Annotated in this window: 21 protein-coding genes; 12 read left to right on the top strand and 9 right to left on the bottom strand. The window is 67.3% G+C overall.

Going from position 1 to position 21,944, the window contains the following annotated elements; genetic code table 11:
- Nucleotides 1-184: 184 nt before the first annotated feature.
- The 6 genes from ACI766_RS01830 to ggt all read left to right on the top strand — a co-directional run bounded on the left by ACI766_RS01830 (nucleotide 185) and on the right by ggt (nucleotide 6,730).
- Nucleotides 185-1,615 carry a coniferyl aldehyde dehydrogenase gene (locus ACI766_RS01830; protein WP_003102868.1) on the top strand — a complete coding sequence of 477 codons (1,431 nt, stop codon included), beginning with the start codon at nucleotides 185-187 and terminating at the stop codon, nucleotides 1,613-1,615.
- Between the two features lie 54 nt (nucleotides 1,616-1,669).
- Nucleotides 1,670-2,218, top strand: coding sequence for a hypothetical protein (locus ACI766_RS01825; protein ID WP_003084486.1), 549 nt, complete (start codon nucleotides 1,670-1,672; stop codon nucleotides 2,216-2,218).
- A 55-nt stretch (nucleotides 2,219-2,273) separates the two neighbouring features.
- Complete coding sequence (locus ACI766_RS01820) at nucleotides 2,274-3,869, top strand: GMC family oxidoreductase (protein WP_003102870.1); 1,596 nt, start codon at nucleotides 2,274-2,276, stop codon at nucleotides 3,867-3,869.
- Between the two features lie 148 nt (nucleotides 3,870-4,017).
- Nucleotides 4,018-4,497 carry a pantetheine-phosphate adenylyltransferase gene (gene coaD / locus ACI766_RS01815; protein WP_003084466.1) on the top strand — a complete coding sequence of 160 codons (480 nt, stop codon included), beginning with the start codon at nucleotides 4,018-4,020 and terminating at the stop codon, nucleotides 4,495-4,497.
- Nucleotides 4,498-4,617: 120 nt separating this feature from the next.
- Nucleotides 4,618-4,869, top strand: coding sequence for a YfhL family 4Fe-4S dicluster ferredoxin (locus tag ACI766_RS01810; RefSeq protein ID WP_003084462.1), 252 nt, complete (start codon nucleotides 4,618-4,620; stop codon nucleotides 4,867-4,869).
- A gap of 127 nt (nucleotides 4,870-4,996) precedes the next feature.
- Nucleotides 4,997-6,730 carry a gamma-glutamyltransferase gene (ggt, locus tag ACI766_RS01805; protein ID WP_003121743.1) on the top strand — a complete coding sequence of 578 codons (1,734 nt, stop codon included), beginning with the start codon at nucleotides 4,997-4,999 and terminating at the stop codon, nucleotides 6,728-6,730.
- Between the two features lie 104 nt (nucleotides 6,731-6,834).
- Here ggt and ACI766_RS01800 read toward each other — a convergent pair whose 3' ends face one another.
- From ACI766_RS01800 to ACI766_RS01780, 5 genes are all read right to left on the bottom strand, one after another.
- Nucleotides 6,835-7,821: a tetratricopeptide repeat protein gene (locus tag ACI766_RS01800; protein ID WP_003112969.1), complete on the bottom strand. Its 987-nt coding sequence runs from the start codon at nucleotides 7,819-7,821 to the stop codon at nucleotides 6,835-6,837.
- 269 nt (nucleotides 7,822-8,090) lie between these two features.
- On the bottom strand, nucleotides 8,091-8,435 hold the full coding sequence (locus tag ACI766_RS01795; protein WP_003084452.1) for a hypothetical protein: 345 nt from the start codon (nucleotides 8,433-8,435) through the stop codon (nucleotides 8,091-8,093).
- 82 nt (nucleotides 8,436-8,517) lie between these two features.
- Nucleotides 8,518-9,096 (bottom strand): lysophospholipid acyltransferase family protein, encoded by a 579-nt coding sequence (locus ACI766_RS01790; RefSeq protein ID WP_003084450.1) that lies wholly within the window; start codon nucleotides 9,094-9,096, stop codon nucleotides 8,518-8,520.
- 76 nt (nucleotides 9,097-9,172) lie between these two features.
- On the bottom strand, nucleotides 9,173-9,985 hold the full coding sequence (gene mutM / locus ACI766_RS01785; protein ID WP_003102876.1) for a bifunctional DNA-formamidopyrimidine glycosylase/DNA-(apurinic or apyrimidinic site) lyase: 813 nt from the start codon (nucleotides 9,983-9,985) through the stop codon (nucleotides 9,173-9,175).
- A gap of 58 nt (nucleotides 9,986-10,043) precedes the next feature.
- Entirely contained in the window at nucleotides 10,044-10,868 is an 825-nt protein-coding gene (locus tag ACI766_RS01780; protein WP_003118789.1) for an HDOD domain-containing protein, read from the bottom strand.
- Between the two features lie 215 nt (nucleotides 10,869-11,083).
- Here ACI766_RS01780 and pfpI point away from each other — a divergent pair, with 215 nt between their 5' ends.
- From pfpI to ACI766_RS01755, 5 genes are all read left to right on the top strand, one after another.
- The gene (gene pfpI, locus ACI766_RS01775) at nucleotides 11,084-11,623 is read left to right on the top strand and encodes a protease PfpI (protein WP_003102879.1); all 540 of its coding nucleotides are present in this window, start codon (nucleotides 11,084-11,086) and stop codon (nucleotides 11,621-11,623) included.
- A gap of 72 nt (nucleotides 11,624-11,695) precedes the next feature.
- The gene (locus ACI766_RS01770) at nucleotides 11,696-12,892 is read left to right on the top strand and encodes a class I SAM-dependent rRNA methyltransferase (protein ID WP_023086907.1); all 1,197 of its coding nucleotides are present in this window, start codon (nucleotides 11,696-11,698) and stop codon (nucleotides 12,890-12,892) included.
- Nucleotides 12,893-13,219: 327 nt separating this feature from the next.
- Nucleotides 13,220-15,058 carry a dihydroxy-acid dehydratase gene (ilvD, locus tag ACI766_RS01765; RefSeq protein WP_014602381.1) on the top strand — a complete coding sequence of 613 codons (1,839 nt, stop codon included), beginning with the start codon at nucleotides 13,220-13,222 and terminating at the stop codon, nucleotides 15,056-15,058.
- A 229-nt stretch (nucleotides 15,059-15,287) separates the two neighbouring features.
- On the top strand, nucleotides 15,288-16,673 hold the full coding sequence (locus tag ACI766_RS01760; protein WP_003102887.1) for a nucleobase:cation symporter-2 family protein: 1,386 nt from the start codon (nucleotides 15,288-15,290) through the stop codon (nucleotides 16,671-16,673).
- A 138-nt stretch (nucleotides 16,674-16,811) separates the two neighbouring features.
- Nucleotides 16,812-17,285 (top strand): metallophosphoesterase family protein, encoded by a 474-nt coding sequence (locus tag ACI766_RS01755; protein ID WP_003102894.1) that lies wholly within the window; start codon nucleotides 16,812-16,814, stop codon nucleotides 17,283-17,285.
- A 15-nt stretch (nucleotides 17,286-17,300) separates the two neighbouring features.
- Here ACI766_RS01755 and ACI766_RS01750 read toward each other — a convergent pair whose 3' ends face one another.
- The 3 genes from ACI766_RS01750 to ACI766_RS01740 form a co-directional block, all read right to left on the bottom strand.
- Nucleotides 17,301-17,807, bottom strand: a complete 507-nt coding sequence (locus ACI766_RS01750; RefSeq protein WP_003084430.1) for a dihydrofolate reductase — start codon at nucleotides 17,805-17,807, stop codon at nucleotides 17,301-17,303.
- An 82-nt stretch (nucleotides 17,808-17,889) separates the two neighbouring features.
- Nucleotides 17,890-18,930, bottom strand: coding sequence for a hypothetical protein (locus ACI766_RS01745; RefSeq protein ID WP_019371366.1), 1,041 nt, complete (start codon nucleotides 18,928-18,930; stop codon nucleotides 17,890-17,892).
- Nucleotides 18,927-20,021 carry a hypothetical protein gene (locus tag ACI766_RS01740; RefSeq protein WP_003102900.1) on the bottom strand — a complete coding sequence of 365 codons (1,095 nt, stop codon included), beginning with the start codon at nucleotides 20,019-20,021 and terminating at the stop codon, nucleotides 18,927-18,929. The genes ACI766_RS01745 and ACI766_RS01740 overlap by 4 nt, the downstream gene beginning before the upstream one ends.
- Nucleotides 20,022-20,230: 209 nt before the next feature.
- Here ACI766_RS01740 and ACI766_RS01735 point away from each other — a divergent pair, with 209 nt between their 5' ends.
- Nucleotides 20,231-21,382 (top strand): glycerophosphodiester phosphodiesterase, encoded by a 1,152-nt coding sequence (locus tag ACI766_RS01735; protein WP_003102904.1) that lies wholly within the window; start codon nucleotides 20,231-20,233, stop codon nucleotides 21,380-21,382.
- 36 nt (nucleotides 21,383-21,418) lie between these two features.
- Here ACI766_RS01735 and ACI766_RS01730 read toward each other — a convergent pair whose 3' ends face one another.
- Nucleotides 21,419-21,781: a hypothetical protein gene (locus tag ACI766_RS01730; protein ID WP_003102907.1), complete on the bottom strand. Its 363-nt coding sequence runs from the start codon at nucleotides 21,779-21,781 to the stop codon at nucleotides 21,419-21,421.
- Nucleotides 21,782-21,944 lie beyond the last annotated feature (163 nt).

Genomic DNA, 21,944 nt, shown 5'->3' with positions numbered 1-21,944 from the left:
CGGCGACCGGCCCGCCTTTCGTTGGGTACGCAAGCGCCGGGCTGGCAGGCATGCTGTTTGACACTTTAGAGTATTTACTCTAGAAATCCAGCGACGCAGCGAAATTCATCGGACCGAACCAGGTCCGCCATAACGACAGACGCGCGGCCACGCAGCCGCCCACGCTTCGCCGAGGAGCCAGCCCATGGTCGCCGATATCGCCTACCTGCAGCAGAGCCAGCAGGAAATCAACCAGCTCGAAGCCCTCTTCGCCCGCCAGCGCGCCGCCTACCTGGCGCAGCCGATGCCCGACGCCACGCAGCGCGTGCAGTGGCTGAAGGCCCTGCGCGACCTGCTGTTCAAGGAACAGCAGGCACTGATCGAGGCCATCGACCGGGACTTCAGCGCGCGCTCCGCCGACGAGACCCTGCTCGCCGAGATCATGCCCAGCCTGCACGGCATCCACTACGCCGCCAAGCGCGTGAAGAAATGGATGAAGCCCGCGCGCCGCGCGGTCGGCCTGCAATTCCAGCCGGCCTCGGCCCAGGTGGTGTACCAGCCGCTGGGCGTGGTCGGGGTGATCGTGCCTTGGAACTATCCGCTGTTCCTCTCCATCGGCCCGCTGACCGGGGCCCTCGCCGCCGGCAACCGGGTGATGATCAAGATGAGCGAGTCGACCCCGGCCACCGGGCGCCTGCTCAAGGACCTGCTGGCGCGGATCTTCCCCGAGGACCAGGTCGCCGTGGTGCTAGGCGAGGTAGACGTCGGCGTGGCCTTTTCCAAGCTGCCGTTCGACCACCTGCTGTTCACCGGCGCCACCAGCGTCGGCAAGCACGTGATGCGCGCCGCCGCCGAGAACCTGACCCCGGTCACCCTGGAGCTGGGCGGCAAGTCGCCGGCGATCGTCTCCGACAGCGTGCCGATGAAGGACGCCGCCGAGCGGATCGCCTTCGGCAAGAGCCTCAACGCCGGGCAGACCTGCGTCGCGCCCGACTACGTGCTGGTACCGAGCCGGCGCGTCGAGGAATTCGTCAGTCAGTACAAGGAGGTGGTCCAGGGCTTCTTCCCGCGTCTTTCGGACAACCCCGACTACACCGCGATCATCAACGAGCGCCAGCTCGGCCGCCTCCGGGGCTATCTCGACGACGCCCGCGAGAAGGGCGCGACCCTCGTCCCGCTGTTCGCCGAAGGCCAGCAACGGCGCCTGCCGCAGACGCTGCTGCTGAACGTCAGCGACGACATGAAAGTGATGCAGGAGGAAATCTTCGGCCCGCTGCTGCCGGTGATCCCCTACGAGCGCCTGGAAGACGCCCTGGCCTACGTCAACCAGCGCCCGCGACCGCTGGCCCTGTACTACTTCGGCTACGACAAGGCGCAGCAGCAGCGCGTGCTGCACGAGACCCACTCAGGCGGTGTGTGTCTGAACGACACCCTGCTGCATGTCGCCCAGGACGACATCCCGTTCGGTGGCGTCGGTCCCTCCGGCATGGGCCACTACCATGGCCACGAAGGCTTCCTCACCTTCAGCAAGGCCAAGGGCGTGTTCAGCAAGCCGCGCTTCAACGCCGCGCGAATGATCTACCCCCCCTACGGCAAGTCGATCCAGAAGCTCGTCTACAAGCTGTTCGTGCGCTGAACCGGGGCGCGTGCGGCGCCCCCTCATTCCTACGCTGCAGGTGACATAACAACAATGAGCGACACCACCCTTGAAAGCGCCGGCCTGTCCCGACGCAGCCTGATGAAAGTCGGCCTGATCGGCGGCGCCTTCCTCGCCACCGCGGGCGTCACCGCCAGCCTCACCGGCTGTTCGGCGGAGAAACCGGCGAGCGGCCTGGAAAAGGTCCGCGAATCCGACCTGCCGTTCCTCCGTGCGCTGCTGCCGGTGATGCTGCTCGGCGCGGTTTCCGCCGAGCAGATGCCGAAAGCCGTGGAGGGCGCGATCCAGAGCCTCGACCACAACCTGGCGCGGCTCTCCCCGGAGATGTTCAAGCTCACCCAGCAACTCTTCGACGTGCTCGCCCTGCCGCTCACCCGTGGCCCGCTGACCGGTATCTGGGGCAGTTGGGAGAACGCCAGCGGCGACGACGTGCGGGCATTCCTTTCGCGCTGGGAAAACAGCTTCATCGGCCTGTTGCGGATGGGCCACAGTTCGCTGATGCAACTGGCGATGATGGCCTGGTACGCCCGCCCCGAGGCGTGGGCCCATTGTGGCTACCCCGGACCGCCGAAGATCGCTTGAGCCGCCCCCGGAACAATACGAAGAGCCCGAAGCCGCCTAGCCTGAGAGTGCATTCATGCCTGTACCCGATCTGTTCGCCGAGGGCCTCGCCCGCGGCTGGAAAACCTACAACGGCTCGCGCCTGGACGACGACCTGGAGCTGGAGGCCGACGTGGTCGTGGTCGGCACCGGCGCCGGCGGCGGCACCACCGCGGAAATCCTCAGCGCCGCCGGCCTGAAGGTGCTGCTGGTGGAAGAAGGCCCGCTGAAGACCAGCAGCGATTTCAAGATGCAGGAGGCCGACGCCTACCCCGAGCTGTACCAGGAAGGCATCGGCCGGATGAGCAAGGACGGCGCCATCACCATCCTCCAGGGCCGCGCCGTGGGCGGCACCACCCTGATCAACTGGACCAGCAGCTTCCGCACCCCGGAACCGACCCTGCAGCACTGGGCCCAGGTCTACGGGGTCAAGGGCCACAGCGCGGAGGACATGGCGCCCTGGTTCGAGAAAATGGAGCAGCGCCTGCACGTGGCGCCCTGGGCGCTGCCGCCGAATGCCAACAACGACGTGATCCGCCTGGGCTGCGAGAAGCTCGGCTATCACTGGAAGGTCATCCCGCGCAACGTCCTCGGTTGCTGGAACCTCGGCTACTGCGGCATGGGCTGCCCGGTCAACGCCAAGCAGTCGATGCTGGTCACCACCATCCCGGCGACCCTCGACAAGGGTGGCGAGCTGCTCTACCTGGCGCGCGCCAACCGGCTGCTGCTGGACGGCGACAAGGTGACGGGCCTCGAATGCCTGGGCATGGATGAGCGCTGCGTGGCGCCCAACGGCCGCCGGATCAGGGTCCGGGCCAGGCACTACGTGCTCTCCGGCGGCGGCATCAACACCCCGGCGATTCTTCTCCGCTCGAAGGCGCCTGATCCGAGCCAGCGGGTCGGCAAGCGCACCTTCCTGCACACGGTGAATTTCAGCGCGGGGCTGTTCGACCGGGTGATCAACCCCTTCTACGGCGCACCGCAGTCGATCTACTCCGACCATTTCCAATGGGACGACGGTGTCACCGGACGCATGTCCTACAAACTGGAGGTGCCGCCGCTGCAACCGTCGCTGGCCTCGGTGCTGCTCGGCGGCTTCGGCAGCGACAACGCCCTGCGCATGGAACAGCTACCGCATACCAACATGATGCTCGCCCTGCTCCGCGACGGCTTCCACCCGGACAGCGCGGAGGGCTCGGTCGGCCTGCGCGGCGACGACACCCCGGTGCTCGACTACCGGATGACCGACTACACCTGGGACGGTATCCGCCGTGCCTTCCATACCATGGCGGAGATCCAGTTCGCCGCCGGCGCCCGGGAAGTGCGGCCGGTGCACAGCGACGCGCGTAGCGCGAAGAACCTGCAGGAGGCGCGCGGGATCATCGACGGCCTGCGCCTGGAGATCTACCGCACGCGCCTGGGCAGCGCCCACGTCATGGGCGGCTGCGCCATGGGCGAAGACCCGGCCGTGGCGGTGGCCGACAGCCTCGGCCGCCATCACCACCTGCGGAACCTGTCGATCCACGACGGCTCGCTGTTCCCCACCAGCATCGGCGCCAACCCGCAGCTCTCGGTCTACGGTCTTACCGCGCAACTGGCCAGCGCGCTGGCCGAACGCCTGGCCAGGGCCTGAACCGCCGCCGGGCCGGCCGCGCGCCGCGGCAGCCGGCCCGGCGCCATCAGACCTATGGGCTAAAGGCCGATGGCCCGTGCGTCTTGGCCGCACGGGCATCCCTGCGCTACCATCCGATTCCCTTACGAAACCCTGCCAGGACGTAGCGATGAACCGAGTGCTGTACCCAGGCACCTTCGATCCCATCACCAAGGGTCACGGCGATCTGATCGAACGTGCTTCACGGCTTTTCGACCATGTGATCATCGCGGTCGCCGCCAGCCCCAAGAAGAACCCCCTGTTCAGCCTGGAACAGCGGGTGGCGCTGGCCCAGGAGGTCACCAAGCACCTGCCGAACGTCGAGGTGGTGGGCTTCTCCACCCTGCTGGCGCACTTCGTCAAGGAGCAGAAGGCGAATGTCTTCCTCCGCGGCCTGCGCGCGGTTTCCGACTTCGAGTACGAGTTCCAGCTGGCCAACATGAACCGCCAGCTCGCCCCCGACGTGGAAAGCATGTTCCTCACCCCGTCGGAGAAGTATTCCTTCATTTCCTCGACGCTGGTCCGGGAAATCGCCGCTCTCGGCGGGGATATCAGCAAGTTCGTGCATCCGGCCGTGGCAGACGCCCTGGCGGAACGTTTCAAGCGCTGATCCGCGTCTCTCCGCCGGCCTCCCGTCGGCGTCCCGCGTGCACTGCGGGCGCCGATGCGGCACAATTCCGCTATTCCCGTTACCGATGCCGTGGCTGTCCGTCGCGGTTGGAGTTGTTAGATGTCCCTGAAAATCACTGACGATTGCATCAATTGCGACGTCTGCGAACCCGAATGCCCGAACGGCGCGATCTCGCAAGGCGAAGAAATCTATGTGATCGATCCCAATCTCTGCACCGAGTGCGTCGGCCACTACGACGAGCCGCAGTGCCAGCAGGTCTGTCCGGTGGACTGCATTCCCCTTGACGACGCCAATGTCGAGAGCAAGGACCAGTTGATGGAGAAATACCGGAAGATCACCGGCAAGGCCTGATCCCCGCCGGCGCCTGTCCTTCAGGGACGGTTCGCGCCCCGTCCGACGCGCTTTTGGCTATCCTTGGCAATCCAGTCTGAGGCGTTCGCGGTCCCGTCCCGCGAACGCCGCTGAACAGTGAGCCGCCATGTCCTTCCTGAACCTGCCCGTCCGTACCCTGGTCGCCGCCTGCGGCCTGTCCCTGCTCAGCCTCGCGGCGCATGCCGACAGCTTTCGCGGCGACGCCCACGCACCGCAGCAGGCCGCCGTCGCCACGCCACATCCGGCCGCGACCGTCGCCGGCCTGGAAACCCTGGCCAATGGCGGCAACGCCTTCGACGCCGCGGCGGCCATCGCCGCTGCCCTGGCGGTAGCCGAGCCTTACGGCTCGGGACTCGGCGGCGGTGGATTCTTCCTTCTGCGCCAGGCCGGTGCGCAGCCGACCTATCGCTTCCTCGACGCCCGCGAGCGCGCGCCGAAGGCCGCCTACGCCGACATGTACCGGCGCAATGGCAAGGTCGACCCCAGGCTGTCCGTCGACGGCCCGCTGGCGGCGGCGATCCCCGGCCTGCCGGCGGCGCTGGTCGAATTGAGCAGCCGCTACGGACGCAAGCCCCTGGCCGACAATCTGGTGCCGGCGATCCGCCTGGCGGTGGATGGCGTATCCGTCGACCGGATCTACCGTGACCGCGCCGCCATGCGCCTGGAAGCGATGCGCAAGGACCCGGAAACCGCGCGGATCTTCCTCGACAAGGGCGGAATCCCCGACGAATGGAACCTGCTCCGCCAACCGCAGTTGGCACGTACCCTGGAACGCCTCGGGCGCTACGGGCGGATCGGTTTCTACGAAGGCGAGACAGCGGACAAGCTGCTCACCGGGGTCCGCGCCGGCGGCGGCATCTGGAGCGCGGCCGACTTGCGCGACTACCGGGTGATCGAACGCCGCCCGCTGGAGGTGAAGCTGGCCAACGGCCGCGAACTGATCAGCGCACCGCCGCCCTCGGCCGGCGGCGTCGCCCTGGCGCAGAGCCTGCAGATGCTGGAACAGCTGCCGTGGCAGAAGGCCGAGCCGGTACAGCGTGCCCATTACGTGCTGGAGGTCCTGCGCCGTGCCTACCGCGATCGAGGCCTGCTCGGCGACCCGGACTTCGTCGCCAACCCGCTGCCCAGTTTGCTGGCGCCGGACTACCTGAAGCGCCTTGCCGCCGGCATCGACCCGCGCCGCGCCACGCCCAGCTCGGCGCTGCCGGAGGCGCCGGCCTGGCGCGAAGGCGACCACACCACCCACTTCGCGGTGATCGATGCCCAGGGCAACGCGGTGGCCGCCACCCTCTCGGTGAACCTGCCGTTCGGCGCCGCCTTCACCGTTCCCGGTACCGGCGTGGTGCTGAACAACGAGATGGACGATTTCGCCGCCGACACCCAGGGCGCCAACAGCTACGGCCTGGCCGGCAGCCAGGCGAACGCGGTGGCGGCCGGCAAGCGCCCGCTGTCGAGCATGAGTCCGAGCTTCCTGGAAAGCCCGACCGACTTCGCCGCCTTCGGCACCCCTGGCGGCAGCCGCATCCCGAGCATGGTTCTGATCTCCATGCTGCAGTACTTCGACGGTCGCCCGGTCGGCCAATGGGTCGCCGCGCCGCGCTACCACCACCAGTACAAGCCGGACGTCGTCGAGTACGAACCGCGCGCCTTCAGCGATGCCGAGGCCGCCGAACTGCGCCGGCGCGGCTATCAGCTCAAACGCCTGGAGCGCAGCTACGGCAACCAGCAGGTGCTCTACTGGGACAAGCGCAGCGGCCGCGTCGACGCCGCCAGCGACCCGCGCGGGATCGGCTACTCGTCTCTGTCCCTGGAGGCGCAAGCGCAGCCTCGGCCGCACTGAACAAACGAGAGACAGCGCTCAAAAAATGTTCGACGATCTCACCCAGATAGGCGCCGCGTAGGGATTTCGCCGACGAGTCCGGCTGGCAATCCAGGCGGCGTGCCTCACTGGCTCGCCGCTTCAACCGCCTGCTGCGCATCCTCCGCACTGGCTTCCACCGCCTCCGGGTCAGACGGGGCGCCCTCCATGCCTCGGCCGGAGTGCCGGCGATCGGCGGCACCGGAGCAGTCGGCGACACCGGACAGCTCTCCATCCAGCGCAGCATGAATCCAGTTTTCCAGGCGGGTGTACCAGGCTGCGTTCGCGGCGCTCTCCAGCCAGGCAATGGCATCCGCATCCTGCTGCTGTGCGGCCTTTTCCAGCCAGAGCCGTGCTTGCAGCTTGTTCATCCCGGCACCTGAACCGTTCCAGTAGGCCTCGCCCACCTTGAACTGGGCACGGGCATCTCCCTGGGTCGCAGCCTTGCAGAACCACTGGAAGGCCTTTTCCCGGCTGCCGGCATAACGGTCCAGCAGGGCGGCTTCCTCGTCTGAAGTGGCGGAATAGACGCCTTGCGAGTCGTCCAGGTAGAACCATCCCAGATTGGTTTCGGCGTCTTCGCTACCGCTGGCCGCCGCGCGTTCGAACCAGGTCCCGGCCTTCACCCGGTCCTGGTCGACCCCTTCGCCTCTCCAGTAGAGAACGCCCATTTCATTCTGGGCGGCGGCATCCCCCTGCTCCGCGGCCTTCCGGAACCAGCGTGCCGCCTCGGTCTTGTCCTGTGGCCCGCCGTCACCATCGCGATAGAGCATGGCCAGTTGGATCTGCGCGCGGACCATCCCCGCAGCGGCCGCCTTGCCCCACCATTCGCGCGCGCTGGCGTAGTTCTGTTGCTGGTAGAAGTAGGCGCCGAAATCGAACAGAGCCTGCGGCTCCCCCGTCTCGGCGGCCTGGCGGAGGCGGGTGAATTCGGCGAACAGTTCATCGCCGCGCTTGTCGCCCTGCTCGGCCTTGGACTGCTCCCTGGCGAGGTCGGACACCGCATCCTCCGCCCAGGCGAACGAGGGTACGGCAAGAGCAAGGACGGACAGGAACACCCACTGACTGAACATACGCGAAATCCTTATCTTGGTTGAGCCGGTCGGCCACCCCTGGTCGACCTTGTGACCTTGCTGGTCAGCAGGACACTGTCACCATCGGAGAGTCCGATCAAGTGCCGCGAACGGTCCGTGCGGAACATCTGTCATCGGCCGATGCGGCGCTATAGCTGCCGCCTGCCGTGGCGGAAGAAAAGACTTAGCCCAATCTCCGTGCCCCCTGCAATGCATCGAGAAAACAAAAAGCCGGTCGATGACCGGCTTTTTTTCATTCCGTTGGAAACTCAGCTTTCGTCGTGGTTATAGCCGCTGGTGGTGCAGCCCAGGCAACGGACGAAGGCTTCCTTGCCCGGATCGACCACCAGCGCCTGGCCGGCCTTGCCGACGCTGCCGCTGGCCGCGGTGAACGGCAGGCTGACCACGAAGGCCACCGCCCCGACGGCCGTGGCGGCGATCAGGAAGGGACGGGCGATGAGCAGATCGCCGATCATGGCGTACGCGGGGGGCGCTTCGACGGTGTACATCGGGTCGCCGCTGGCGTTTTCCTGCACGGCATCCGCCAGCGCGGGCATGGACGAGAGCCCGGTGGTCAGCGCCAGCACGAGCGCGGTGGTGCGAAACAGGTTCATGGAGGCGGTCCTTTCTGGTTTTTGGTTGGGCAGATATCGCCTAACTATAACAGCGCTGCGGGTAGTGCCAGCGTGACCGCCTTCAATCGCCGAGGAATGCGTAGTGCGGCTTTTTCGGGATGAACGGCCGGTAGAAGCCGATCAGGCTGCACAGGTCGGCGTCCTCGTTGCCGGTCGGCCAGAAGGGTTCGCCGATGACGATCCGCCGGTTTTCGTAGTCCAGCGCCGCCGGCACCACCGGTACGCCGGCGCCACGGGCGATGTGGTAGAAGCCCATGCGCCAGCGGTCGACCTTCTTGCGCGTGCCTTCCGGAGCGATGATCAGCATGAACTCGCGGTGCTCGCGGAAGGCCTGGATCGCCTGGTCCACGGTATTCAGCTTCAGGTGGCGCTGGATCGGGATACCGCCCCAGCGCCGCATCAGGCCGCCCAGCGGGCCGTTGAACAGGGTGTGCTTGCCGAACCAGCGGGCGTTCAGACGCAGGACGAACTTGGCGGCGAGGAAGGCCACGAAGTCCCAGTTCGAGGTGTGGTGGGCGCCAATCACCACGAACTTGTCGAGCGCGGGCAATTGGCCCTCGATCTTCCAGCCGGAGAGTTTCAGCATGGCATGGCCGAGCGACTCGACCAGGGTGTTGCGAGGCAGGTAATTGCCGGACATCGTGCACCTTTCTTATGGCAGGCCGCTCACCGTGGCGGCCCTTCTTGTGGCGGTAGAGTATGCGCGGCGCGGCGCTTCAGCGTTGGCAGCGCGGGCAGTACACGCTGGCGCGCTGGCCTAGGCGGATCTCGCGCAGGGTGCTGCCGCAGACCTTGCAGAACTCCCCGCCACGGCCATAGACGAACAATTCCTGCTGGAAGTAACCGGGCTGGCCGTCGCCGCCGACGAAATCGCGCAGGGTGGTGCCGCCGCGCTCGATGGCGATCGCCAGGATCCGCTTGATCTCCTCCGCCAGGCGCAGGTAGCGCGCCTTGGAGATGCTCCCGGCAGGCTTGCGCGGATCGATGCCGGCGGCGAACAGCGCTTCGCTGGCGTAGATGTTGCCGACCCCGACCACCACCGCGTTGTCCATGATGAACGGCTTGACCGCCATGCTCCGCCCGCGCGACAGCTCGAACAGACGCTGGCCGGCGAAAGCGTCGGTCAGCGGTTCCGGGCCGAGGTTGCGCAGCAGCTCGTGTTCCAGTGGCGCCAGGCTCCAGAGCATGGCGCCGAAGCGCCGCGGATCGGTGTAGCGCAGGGCCATGCCCGAGGCCAGCTCGATGTCGACGTGCTCGTGGCGACTGGCCGGGGTGCCGCTCTCCACCAGCCTCAGGCTGCCGGACATGCCCAGGTGGCTGATCAGCGTACCGGCCTCGGCGCCCAGCAGCAGGTACTTGGCGCGGCGCTCGACGCTGACGATGCGTTGTCCGGACAGGCGCACGTCCAGGTCTTCGGGAATCGGCCAGCGCAGGCGCCGCTCGCGCACGATCACGCGCTCGACGCGCTGGCCTTCGAGGTAGGGGGCGATGCCCCGGCGGGTGGTTTCGACTTCGGGTAGTTCGGGCATGGCGGCAGCAATCCGGTTGACCGCGGCACCTTAGCAGGAAGCGCCGCGGCGCGGCCAGTCAGTAGCTGCCCTGGCCGACGCCCAGCTCGAGGATCGAGCCCTTGAGGTTCTCGAAGTCGTAGTCGGTGAGCCCGACGTAGTCCAGCACCAGCGCACCGATGCTGTTCCATTCGTGGTCTTCCGGCTGGTTGCCGAGGACCCGGTGCGAACCGCAGATGTGCTCGGCCATCTTCAGGATCGCCAGCAGGTTCTTCAGTTGGGTATCGCGTGCCGATTCGTCGCCGAAGATCGACAACGCGTTGTGGTGGTTGGCGATCGCCTCGCAGACGTGCTCCGGCAGGCGCCAGGAGCGCGCGGTGTAGTAGCCGACCACCGCATGGTTGGTGTTCAGCACGCGGTTCTCGGTGTCCACCACCCGGCGTTCGTCGCTGGCGGCGGCGTAGGCCTCTTCCAGCACCGCCATGTAGTGCGGGAAGCGCTTGAGCATCAGCGGGATGCCGCAATTGTGGAACAGGCCGAGAGCGTAGGCTTCGTCCACCGATTCGTAGCCGATCCGCTTGGCCAGGCTCAGGCAGCTCATGGCCACGTCCTGGGCGGTGTCCCAGAAACGGTTGAGGGTGACGATGGTGTCGTCGCTCATCTCACCCTTGATCGACTGGGCGTTGATCAGGTTGATCACCGAACGACTGCCCAGCAGGTTCACCGCGCGCTGGATCGAAGTGATGCGATTGGCCAGGCCGAAGAACGGCGAGTTCACCAGTTTCAGGAGAGCCCCGGAAAGGCCCGGGTCCTGGCTGATCAGCCTGGCAATGTTCTTCAGGTCCGGATTGGGCATGACCTGCTCCATCTGCAGGTCGACCATGATCTGGGGTTGCGGCGGCACGCTGATGCCTTGCAGGGCCTGGCGGATCTGCTCGGCGGTGAGTTCTTGGACCATGAGGACGGAGGCGAAAGTTGACGGTGCGCGCAGTTTACCCGGAGAACCCCGCCATGGGGCGGGCTTCTGCCGGAAAAGCGGCGCCAGGCAACGGACATGGAACTTTTCCCGCAGCCGCCAGGGTCGGAATGAATACCCCTTCTGATATCGGGAGACATGCCATGACCCAATCCCTGCACGGCAAGGTCGTCGCCGCCCTGGTGACCGACGGTTTCGAACAGGTCGAACTGACCGGTCCGAAAAAAGCCCTGGAAGACGCCGGCGCCACGGTAAGGATTCTTTCCGACAAGGCCGGCGAGGTGCGCGGCTGGAACCATCACCAGCCAGCCGAGGCCTTCCGCGTCGACGGCACCTTCGAAGACGCCAGCCTGGACGACTACGACGCCCTGCTGCTGCCCGGCGGGGTGATCAATTCCGACCAGATCCGCAGCCTGGCCAAGGCCCAGGAACTGGCGATCCGCGCCGAACAGGCGAGCAAGCCGGTGGCGGTGATCTGCCACGGCGCCTGGCTGCTGATCTCCGCCGGCCTGGTGCAGGGTCGTACCCTGACCAGTTGGCCGTCGCTCAAGGACGACATCAACAACGCCGGCGGCCACTGGGTGGACCAGGAGGTAGCGGTGGACGGCAAGCTGGTGAGCAGCCGCAAACCCGAAGACATCCCGGCCTTCAACCGTCGATTCATCGAAATCCTCGCCGGCTGAACGGCCCGCGTTCGCGCAGCGGCGAATCCCGTCGCTGCGTTATAATCGCGCTCTTTTGCCGGAGCCTTTCCCATGACCCTGCCCAGCTTGCGTCTCAAAGCCAACGCCGAGCGCCGCCTGCGCGCCGGCCACCTGTGGGTCTACAGCAACGAGGTGGATGTCGCCGCGACGCCGCTGAATGCCTTCGCCGCCGGCGACCAGGCGGTGCTGGAAATGGCCAACGGCAAGCCGCTGGGCATCGTCGCGCTGAGCCCGAACAATCTCATCTGCGGCCGCCTCATTTCCCGTGATACCAAGCACGTTCTCGACAAATCGCTGCTGGTTCATCGCATCAACATCGCCCTCAGCCTGCGCGAGCGGCTTTTCGACAAGCCGTTCTACCGGCTGGTCTACGGCGATTCCGACCTGCTGCCCGGCCTGGTGGTCGATCGCTTCGGCGACGTGCTGGTGGTGCAACTGGCGTCCGCAGCCATGGAACTGCGCAAGGACGAGGTGCTCGCCGCCCTGCTGCAGGTGCTCAAGCCCGCCGCCGTGCTCTGGAAGAACGACTCCAGCGCGCGCGACGCCGAGGGCCTGGAGCGCTACGTGGCCAATGCCTACGGCGAAGTGCCGGAGTGGGTCGCCCTGGAAGAGAACGGCGTGAAGTTCGAGGCGCCGGTGCTGGCCGGGCAGAAGACCGGCTGGTTCTACGACCACCGCATGAACCGTGCGCGCCTGGCGCCCTACGTGCGGGGCAAGCGGGTCCTCGACCTGTTCAGCTATATCGGTGGCTGGGGCATCCAGGCCGCCGCCTTCGGCGCCAGCGAAGTGATGTGCGTGGACGCGTCCGCCTTCGCCCTCGACGGCGTCGAGCGCAACGCGGCACTGAACGGCGTGGCGGAGAAGGTCACCTGCGTCGAGGGCGACGTGTTCGAGGCCCTGCGCGAGCTGAAGGCCGCCGACGAACGCTTCGACGTGGTGATCGCCGACCCGCCGGCCTTCATCAAGCGCAAGAAGGACCTGAAGAACGGCGAGGCCGCCTACCGCCGTCTCAACGAACAGGCCATGCGCCTGCTGAGCAAGGACGGCATCCTGCTCAGCGCCTCCTGCTCGATGCACCTGCCCGAGGACGACCTGCAGAACATCCTGATCGGCAGCGCCCGCCATCTCGACCGCAACATCCAGCTGCTCGAGCGCGGCGGCCAGGGCCCCGACCATCCGGTGCACCTGGCGATCGCGGAAACCCGCTACATCAAGAGCCTGACCTGCCGGCTGCTGCCCAACGGCTGAGCCCGTCCCGGCGGATGAGCGCCTGCGTTCATCCGCCCTACGGCCACCGCCGCTCATGGCGCGACGGGCGGCGCAAGACGCCAGCCGGGTCGCGACGCGCCGCTCCGCCGACCGCCAGCCTTCCCCATTCGCCCGCTCTGGGCTTAGAATCCGGGCATTCCTCGCCAATCATCCCCCGGCGGGCAGTGAGCCCAGGCCGTCGCCAATGGTGACCCCATTCAGACCCCGGCCAACTCCGTACACTCGGCTATTCCCCGTTTGCATCCGGTTCCTTCGACGCTCACGATACAGTCATAACCCGAACCTGATTAGCCGCAGGAAATCGTCATGCCCGATTACCGCTCGAAAACCTCCACCCAGGGCCGCAACATGGCCGGCGCCCGCGCCCTCTGGCGCGCCACCGGGATGAAGGACGAAGACTTCAAGAAGCCGATCATCGCCATCGCCAACTCCTTCACCCAGTTCGTGCCCGGCCACGTGCACCTGAAGGACCTCGGCCAACTGGTCGCCCGCGAGATCGAGAAGGCCGGCGGCGTGGCCAAGGAATTCAACACCATCGCCGTCGACGACGGCATCGCCATGGGCCACGACGGCATGCTCTATTCGCTGCCGAGCCGGGAGATCATCGCCGACTCCGTGGAATACATGGTCAACGCCCACTGCGCCGACGCCATCGTCTGCATCTCCAACTGCGACAAGATCACCCCCGGCATGCTGATGGCCGCGCTGCGCCTGAACATCCCGGTAGTGTTCGTCTCCGGCGGGCCGATGGAGGCCGGCAAGACCAAGCTGGCCAGCCACGGCCTGGACCTGGTCGATGCCATGGTGGTGGCCGCCGACGACTCCTGCTCCGACGAGAAGGTCGCCGAGTACGAGCGCAGCGCCTGCCCGACCTGCGGCTCCTGCTCCGGCATGTTCACCGCCAACTCGATGAACTGCCTGACCGAGGCGCTCGGCCTGTCGCTGCCGGGCAACGGCTCGACCCTGGCCACCCACGCCGACCGCGAGCAACTGTTCCTGCGCGCCGGGCGCCTGGCCGTGGAACTCTGCCAGCGCTATTACGGCGAAGGCGACGACAGCGTGCTGCCGCGCAACATCGCCAACTTCAAGGCCTTCGAGAACGCCATGACCCTGGACATCGCCATGGGCGGCTCGACCAATACCATCCTGCACCTGCTGGCCGCCGCCCAGGAGGCCGAGGTGCCGTTCGACCTGCGCGACATCGACCGCCTGTCGCGCAAGGTGCCGCAACTGTGCAAGGTGGCGCCGAACATCCAGAAGTACCACATGGAAGACGTGCATCGCGCCGGCGGCATCTTCTCCATCCTCGGCGAACTGGCCCGCGGTGGCCTGCTGCACACCGACGTCCCCACCGTGCACAGCCCGAGCATGGCCGACGCCATCGCCCAGTGGGACATCACCCAGACCCGCGACGAAGCCGTGCACACCTTCTTCAAGGCCGGTCCGGCGGGCATCCCGACCCAGACCGCGTTCAGCCAGAACACCCGCTGGCCGAGCCTGGACGACGACCGCGCCGAGGGCTGCATCCGCAGCGTCGAGCATGCCTATTCCAAGGAAGGCGGGCTGGCCGTGCTCTACGGCAACATCGCTCTCGACGGCTGCGTGGTGAAGACCGCCGGGGTCGACGAGTCGATCCACGTGTTCGAAGGCAGCGCGAAGATCTTCGAAAGCCAGGACGCCGCGGTGAAAGGCATCCTCGGCGACGAGGTGAAGGCCGGCGACATCGTGATCATCCGCTACGAAGGACCGAAGGGCGGGCCGGGCATGCAGGAAATGCTCTATCCGACCAGCTACCTGAAGTCCAAGGGCCTGGGCAAGCAGTGCGCCCTGCTCACCGACGGACGCTTCTCCGGCGGCACCTCGGGCCTGTCCATCGGTCACGCCTCCCCGGAAGCCGCCGCCGGCGGCGCCATCGGCCTGGTGCAGGACGGCGACAAGGTGCTGATCGACATTCCCAATCGCTCGATCAACCTGCTGGTCAGCGACGAAGAACTCGCCGCACGCCGCGCCGAACAGGACAAGAAGGGCTGGAAGCCGGCCGCGCCGCGTGCCCGCCGCGTCAGCACCGCGCTCAAGGCCTACGCCCTGCTCGCCACCAGCGCCGACAAGGGCGCGGTACGCAACAAGGCGCTGCTGGACGGCTGAATCGTCCCGCGACGAAAAAAGCCCGGTCCCGCGCCGGGCTTTTTCATTCACGCGTACGCGCGCCGAATGGCGGATAATCGCAAGCGGTCATTCGCCCTACCGCTCACCCACGCTCCAACCGCAGGGCGCATACGCCACCGGCGTTATCCGCCGACATGCGGCGCAGCCAGGCCTGGGCGAGACCGTGTTCGCCCAGTAAAATCGCGCTCTTTTTCCCCGGACCGCCACCATGAGTTCCCTGCAAAGCCCGTCGGACGCCAGCGCCCGCAACGACCTGGTCTATGGCCTGGACGACCGTCCCAGCGCTCCCATCGCCCTGCTCGCCGCCCTCCAGCACCTGCTGGCGATCATCGTGCCGATCGTTACCCCCGGCCTGCTGATCTGCCAGGCGCTGGGCGTATCGCCGCGCGACACCAATCTGATCGTGTCGATGTCGCTGGTGATCTCCGGCATCGCCACCTTCGTCCAGTGCAAGCGCTTCGGCCCGTTCGGCGCCGGACTGTTGATCGTCCAGGGCACCAGCTTCAACTTCGTCGGCCCGCTGATCGCCGGCGGGGCGCTGATGGTCAAGCAGGGCACGCCGGTGGAAAGCGTGATGGCGGCGATCTTCGGCGTGGTCATCGCCGGCTCCTTCGTCGAGATGGGCATCTCGCGCATACTGCCGTTCGTCAAGCGGCTGATCACCCCGCTGGTGACCGGCATCGTCGTGCTGATGATCGGCCTGACCCTGATCAAGGTCGGCCTGATCAGCATGGGCGGCGGCTTCTCGGCGATGTCCAACGGCACCTTCGCCAACGGCGAGAACCTGCTGCTGTCCGGTGTGGTGCTGGGCATCATCGTGGTGCTCAACCGCATCCCGGTGGTATGGATGCGCAGTTGCGCCATCGTCATCGCCCTGGCCGTCGGCTACGCGCTGGCCGGCTACCTCGGTCGCCTGGACTTCACCGGCATGCACCAGGCCGAGCTGTTCCAGGTACCGACCCCGCTGCACTTCGGCCTGGACTTCTCCTGGCCGCTGTTCATCCCGATGCTGGTGATCTACCTGGTCACCTCCCTGGAAGCCATCGGCGACGTCACCGCCACCAGCAAGGTGTCTAAGCAACCGGTGGAAGGCCCGCTGTGGATGCAGCGGATCAAGGGCGGCGTGCTGGTCAACGGCGCCAACTCGTTCCTCGCCGGTATCTTCAATACCTTCCCCAGCTCAGTGTTCGCCCAGAACAACGGGGTGATCCAGCTCACCGGCGTGGCCAGCCGCTACGTCGGCCTCTGGATCGCCGCCATGCTGGTCCTGCTCGGCCTGTTCCCGAGCGTCGCCGGGGTCATCCAGGCGGTGCCGGAACCGGTACTGGGCGGCGCGGCGATGGTGATGTTCGGCGCGGTGGCCGCTTCGGGCATCAACATCCTCGCCGGCATCCAGCTGGACCGCCGTGCCCTGCTGATCATCGCCGTATCCCTGGCCCTCGGCCTGGGCGTTTCGCAGGTGCCGGAGTTCCTCGCGCACATGCCCGCGGCGCTGCGCAACGTGCTGGAGTCCGGGGTCGCCACCGGCGGCATCTGCGCCCTGCTGCTGAACTGGTTCCTGCCGGAAAGCCCGGTCCAGAAGGCCGGACACTGATAGGCGCGGCGCCACCTCCGGGTGGCGTCGCGGTTTTCGCCGAAGGGTTTTCGTACCCGGCCAATGGTTGGGTATGATCGACGGCATGGCCATGCCCGTCGGCCACCCTCTTCCGTCCCGCAACCCGGACCCGCGCCCATGCCCCAGTCCCGCCGCCCGTTGCGCATCGGCCTGATCGCCGACACCCATGGCCTGCTCCGGCCCGAGGCGCTGGAACGGTTGCGCGGCTGCGACCAGTTGATCCATGCCGGCGACATCGGCAAGCCGGAAATCCTCGCCGAGCTGGAACGCCTGGCGCCGCTCTCGGTGGTGCGCGGCAACAACGACACCCAGGACTGGGCGGCGGACATCCCCGAGCGCCTGCTGCTGAAGATCGGCCGGCTGACCCTCTATGTGCTGCACGACCTCAAGCGACTCGACCTCGACCCGGCCGCCGAAGGCATCGACGTGGTGGTCGCCGGACATTCGCACAAGCCGCTGAAGGAAGAGCGCGACGGCGTGCTCTACCTCAACCCGGGCAGCGCCGGGCCGCGGCGCTTCAGCTTGCCGATCGGGATCGGCGTGCTGGAAGTGGCGGGGAAGAAGATCGAGGCGGAGCTGATCACCCTCTGACCCCGCCTGGAACCGTCAGCGGCGCTCCCATACCTCGAAGGCGTAGGCAGGCGCATCGTCAGCCGCGGCGTGTTCGATGCTCGACGCCAGGCGCCAGGCCGCACCATCGATCTCGGGGAAAAAGGCGTCGCCCTCCGGCGCCAGGCCAACCCGGGTCAGGTAGAGGCGCGCGGCGCGCGGCAAGGCCTCGGCATAGAGCTGGGCGCCGCCGATCAGCATCAGTTCGTCGGCGTCCTCCGCCTGCGCCCACGCCTCGGCGCGCGCCAGCGCGGCGTCCAGGCTGGCGAACACTTCCGCACCCTCCAGTGCCAGGCCGGCCTGGCGGCTGACCACCAGGTTTAGCCGGCCCGGCAGCGGCCGACCCAGCGAGTCCCAGGTCTTGCGCCCCATGATCACCGGCTTGCCGAGGGTCATCGCCTTGAAATGCTTGAGGTCGGCCGGCAGGCGCCAGGGCAGGCGGTTGTCGATGCCGATCGCGCGGTTCTCGCCAAGGGCGGCGATCATCGCCAGCGGTCGTGCCATGGGGTTACCTCATCGTGGAAGGACAAAGGCGCGAGGATAAACACTCGCGCCGGCGGACTCCAGGCCAACTGTGCGGGCCGGCCTACAAGGGATTGGCATACGGCGGCACCTGCATGAAGAAGGTGCCATCCTCGTTGACCTGGGTGGTGCCGGTCGCCAGCACCTTGCGGTAGTCCTGCAGGTTGAAGGTCAGCACCTGGTCCGGGGTCTCGGTCTTCAGCAGCACCTGGGCGTAGGTGATGAGGATTTCGAAGATCTTCAGGTCGCCCGACTGTAGCCAGAGGAAGGATGGGCCCGCTGCGGCCGGCGGGCTGAACACCGGCGACGGCTGGCCGGGCGCCTGGGAGAAACGCAGGTGCAGCCCCTGGTCGTCGAGCCAGGCCTCCTGTACGTGGCCGTCGATGCCCAGCAGCGGGAAGACCTTGCGGTAGTCCAGGCGCATGGCGCTGCCCACCAGGCTCGCCCCCGGCCGATCGAGGCTGACCAGCGCCGACATCGGCAGGCCGACCAGGCTCATCGCCCCGTACAGCGGCAGACCGATCACCCTCAACTGGTCGGGCCGATAGACCAGCGCGCCGCTGGCCGCGTCCACCTCCACGCCGCCGCCCAGCCGCAGCGGCAGCCAGGGCCCTACGCCGAGCGGACGCACCCGCCCCTCCACCTCCAGGCGTCCCGCCGCACTGCTCATGCGGAAGTCCTTCAACATGGTCCCGTCGTAGGCGAGGATGTGCTCGTTGAACAGGTTGGCCAGTTGCCGCGGGCTGAGCAGCACCTCGCCCTCCATCACCTGGAAATGCATGTCCTGCGGACGGTCGAAGTCCACCGGCTGGCCGGCCCGGTTCGGCACCAGCCAGCCCTTCACCTCGGGCACGTGGAAACCGATGTTGCCGCGCAGGTACATGTCCACGTTGCGCAGCAGTATGCCGACGCCATCCTGGCCGGAATCCGCCGGCCCGGCCGTACGCATGGGCAGCGGCAACGGCGCCGGCGGGACCTGCCGGTACCAGCCCTCGCGCAGCAGGGCCAGTTCGCGCTGCTGCCGGTCGATGGCGCTTTCGGCCTGGGCCGCGCTGGCCGCCAACAGGCAACAGCCAAGCAGTACGCCCCACGGACGCCGGCTCACAGCCGTGCCTCCAGCGGCGCCGGCGCCTTCACCGGCGACACGGCGATCTGCACCATGCCGTCCTCGCGCAGGCGGATCACGCCGTTCTGCAGTTGCCGCCGGTAGTCGTAGAGATTGAACAGCAGCGGCTGCCCCGGGCTGAGGCTGGTGAACAGGGCATAGGCCTTGACCAGCACGGTGCGCGCCATCTTGATATCGCCGCCCTCGATGAACATGTAGCTGTCCGGCGCCCGTAATGCCGGCCATTGCAGGTCGGCCAGGGAGTCGCCGAGGGCGAGTTGCATGCCGCCGTCGGCCAGGGCCAGGCGACTGACGCGGAAGTCCAGGCGCGGCGGCGGGAACAATCCGTCGAGGTCGACGCGGATGCGGTTGCCGACCAGTTCCATGTGCCGGGTCTTCAGCTTCAGCACCTCGGACATCTCGATCGAGGCCGCCGCCAGCGACGAAGTGACCTCGACCCCGTCGACGAAGATCCGCCGGGGTACCAGGGTCACCTCCAGCGGACCGCTCAGCTCGATCTCGGTGAGCATCCGCAGCGGCCGCCAGCGCCCCTTGCGCAACAACTCGCCACGCACTTCCTGGCCGTCCTTGCGGGTGTTCATACTGAGGTTGCGCACGGCCGCGCGGGACGCAGCGAGGTCCTGGTTGAGCAGGGTCGCCAGGGTGGCGTCGCTGACGAATATCTCGCCGGCCTGGATCCGCGCCACCATCGCCGTCGGATCGTCGAGCGACAAGGGCGCGCCGGGACGAGTCGGCTCCATGCGGATCAGCATGCGCTGGATGAAGAAACCGATGTCGTCGTGCAGGCGGAAGTCGGTATCGGCGATCCACAGTCGCGAACTCGCCGATCCCGAGCCGCGGGCGCCGACGCTCGCCTCCAGCGTGCGCGGCGGCACGGCGCTCATCAGGCTGTCCGGCTGGCGTCCCCAGTCATCGGTAGCGGCCGTCGGCACACGCGCTTCGACACGGGCCGGCGGCGCCACGGCCTGGCCGCCGCCGTGGGCATCGAAGGCCAGCCAGGCGCCCAGCAACAGGCAGGCCAGTTGCAACGACAGGCAGGGAAACGCGGAGGCAGGTTGCGCGGAAGCCATCACCGATCCTCTTATTGTTATGCGAGCGCCGTCACCCTATACCCTGCCCCGGCCGTCCGCCCCTTTCGTTGGATTGGCCGGGAAAACGCCGACGTCGTCACGCTGGCGGCGATTGTCACGGGAATGTCGCGAAACGGGCAAAGAAGTATCACCTGGCTGCGTCACTCTGCTGGACTGGAACACTCCCGAACCGCCGACGAGGACCCGTCATGCAACCAGCCTTCCTGCGCCGCCACCTCGGCGCCGCCTGCCTGATGCTCGCCGCTGGCCTGGCCAGCGCCGCCCACGCCGACACCGGCAACGTACAACGCGCCATCGACTGGGCCCAGGGCCAGGCCTCCGTTCGCCACCCAGCCAGCGACGAACGCTCGCCGCTGGTCATCGCCCACCGTGGCGCCAGCGGTTACGTACCGGAACACACCCTGGGCGCCTACGCCCTGGCGGTGATGATGGGCGCCGACTACGTCGAGCCGGACCTGGTGATGACCCGCGACGGCAAGCTGGTCGCCCGCCACGACAACGAGCTGGGCCTGACCACCGATGTCGCCCAGCACCCGGAATTCGCCGACCGCAAGCGCACGCAGAAAGTCGACGGAGTGGAACTCACCGGCTGGTTCAGCGAAGACTTCACCCTCGCCGAACTGAAGACCCTGCGCGCCATCGAGCGCATCCCCACGATCCGCCCGGGCAATGCGCGCCTGGACGGCACCTTCGAGATCCCCACCCTGCAGGAGATCATCGACCTGGTGAAAAGCCTGCAGATCAGCCAGCAGCGCACCATCGGCCTGTACCCCGAGATCAAGCACGGCACCCACTTCCAGCGCCTCGGCCTGGCCATGGAACGCCCGCTGGTGAAGACCCTGCACCGCAACGGCTACCTCGGTCCGCGCGCGCCGGTATTCATCCAGTCCTTCGAGGTGAACAACCTGAAGGAACTCAAGCGCCTCACCGGCATCCGCCTGGTCCAGCTCTACGGCAGCGGCCAGCCCTACGACCAGCAGGCTGCCGGCGGCAGCCTGACCTACGCCGAGATGGCCACCGCCAAGGGCCTGCGCCAGGTGGCGCGCTACGCCTACGGGGTCGGTCCGGACAAGAGCTACGTGATTCCCCGCGATGCCAACGGCAACCTCGGCCAGCCGACCCGCTTCGTCGGCGACGCCCACGCCGCCGGGCTGAAGGTGCATCCCTACACCTTCCGCGCGGAAAACAGCTTCCTTCCGGCGGAGTTCCGCAGCGCCGACGGCAACCCGCAGTCGCGCGGCGACCTGGCCGGCGAGATCAGGGCCTACCTCGACGCCGGCATCGACGGCCTGTTCAGCGACCAGCCGGACGTCGCCGTGCGCCTGCGCGAGCAGCGCTGACGCAGCCCGACCGGCGCTCGTACGCGGGCGCCGGCCTCATGGACACTCGATGTAGCCGTCGAAGGGCTGTGCCTTGCCTTTCTCCAGTGCCTGCCGCCTGATGTTCCGGCAGATCCGCCGATCGCGCTCGTGCATGGCGTCGATCGACGGGTTGCCAGTGGGTTCCATGCCCTTGTGGTCCTTGACGCCAAAGGTCACCAAGGGCTGCTCCGGCTCCACCCGGAAGCGCGACGGCGTTTCCTTCTCCTCCTTGCGCGACGGCGGATCCGCCGCCAGGGTCGGCAACTGGTCGGCCTGCACGCCATAGCGTTGCAGCAAGGAGCCATCGGGCAACTCGTCGGCCAGCGCGCCCGCCATCCCCAGCAACAGCGCCAGGGGGTATCGGCGTACTACCTTCATCTCAGTGTTCCTCTCGCTACCGGCGCCGAACGCTTTCGCCACGGCGCCAGTCAAAATCCCACACCCCGCCGCCAGCCGGCTGGCAAGCCAGCATGAGCCGCCGGGGCGCTTTTTGCTATGTTTGGCGCTGATCAGACGCCGTTGGCCGGGCACGATTCACGCT

This window comes from Pseudomonas sp. DL (genome assembly GCF_047199225.1).
Taxonomy (GTDB): domain Bacteria; phylum Pseudomonadota; class Gammaproteobacteria; order Pseudomonadales; family Pseudomonadaceae; genus Pseudomonas; species Pseudomonas aeruginosa.
Note: the sequence above shows the minus strand (reverse complement) of the source record. Positions and strands in the feature narration are given on the sequence as shown.

Excerpts from the sequence above, each read along its gene's own strand:
- ggt (WP_003121743.1), top strand. The coding sequence starts at position 4,997 with ATGTCCTTCCTGAACCTGCCCGTCCGTACCCTGGTCGCCGCCTGCGGC.
- ACI766_RS01800 (WP_003112969.1), bottom strand. The coding sequence starts at position 7,821 with ATGTTCAGTCAGTGGGTGTTCCTGTCCGTCCTTGCTCTTGCCGTACCC.
- ACI766_RS01750 (WP_003084430.1), bottom strand. The coding sequence starts at position 17,807 with ATGGCACGACCGCTGGCGATGATCGCCGCCCTTGGCGAGAACCGCGCG.
- ACI766_RS01770 (WP_023086907.1), top strand. The coding sequence starts at position 11,696 with ATGACCCTGCCCAGCTTGCGTCTCAAAGCCAACGCCGAGCGCCGCCTG.
- ACI766_RS01760 (WP_003102887.1), top strand. The coding sequence starts at position 15,288 with ATGAGTTCCCTGCAAAGCCCGTCGGACGCCAGCGCCCGCAACGACCTG.
- ACI766_RS01790 (WP_003084450.1), bottom strand. The coding sequence starts at position 9,096 with ATGTCCGGCAATTACCTGCCTCGCAACACCCTGGTCGAGTCGCTCGGC.
- ACI766_RS01795 (WP_003084452.1), bottom strand. The coding sequence starts at position 8,435 with ATGAACCTGTTTCGCACCACCGCGCTCGTGCTGGCGCTGACCACCGGG.
- mutM (WP_003102876.1), bottom strand. The coding sequence starts at position 9,985 with ATGCCCGAACTACCCGAAGTCGAAACCACCCGCCGGGGCATCGCCCCC.
- ACI766_RS01820 (WP_003102870.1), top strand. The coding sequence starts at position 2,274 with ATGCCTGTACCCGATCTGTTCGCCGAGGGCCTCGCCCGCGGCTGGAAA.
- ACI766_RS01730 (WP_003102907.1), bottom strand. The coding sequence starts at position 21,781 with ATGAAGGTAGTACGCCGATACCCCCTGGCGCTGTTGCTGGGGATGGCG.
- ilvD (WP_014602381.1), top strand. The coding sequence starts at position 13,220 with ATGCCCGATTACCGCTCGAAAACCTCCACCCAGGGCCGCAACATGGCC.
- coaD (WP_003084466.1), top strand. The coding sequence starts at position 4,018 with ATGAACCGAGTGCTGTACCCAGGCACCTTCGATCCCATCACCAAGGGT.
- ACI766_RS01830 (WP_003102868.1), top strand. The coding sequence starts at position 185 with ATGGTCGCCGATATCGCCTACCTGCAGCAGAGCCAGCAGGAAATCAAC.
- ACI766_RS01810 (WP_003084462.1), top strand. The coding sequence starts at position 4,618 with ATGTCCCTGAAAATCACTGACGATTGCATCAATTGCGACGTCTGCGAA.
- ACI766_RS01735 (WP_003102904.1), top strand. The coding sequence starts at position 20,231 with ATGCAACCAGCCTTCCTGCGCCGCCACCTCGGCGCCGCCTGCCTGATG.
- ACI766_RS01740 (WP_003102900.1), bottom strand. The coding sequence starts at position 20,021 with ATGGCTTCCGCGCAACCTGCCTCCGCGTTTCCCTGCCTGTCGTTGCAA.
- ACI766_RS01825 (WP_003084486.1), top strand. The coding sequence starts at position 1,670 with ATGAGCGACACCACCCTTGAAAGCGCCGGCCTGTCCCGACGCAGCCTG.
- ACI766_RS01755 (WP_003102894.1), top strand. The coding sequence starts at position 16,812 with ATGCCCCAGTCCCGCCGCCCGTTGCGCATCGGCCTGATCGCCGACACC.
- pfpI (WP_003102879.1), top strand. The coding sequence starts at position 11,084 with ATGACCCAATCCCTGCACGGCAAGGTCGTCGCCGCCCTGGTGACCGAC.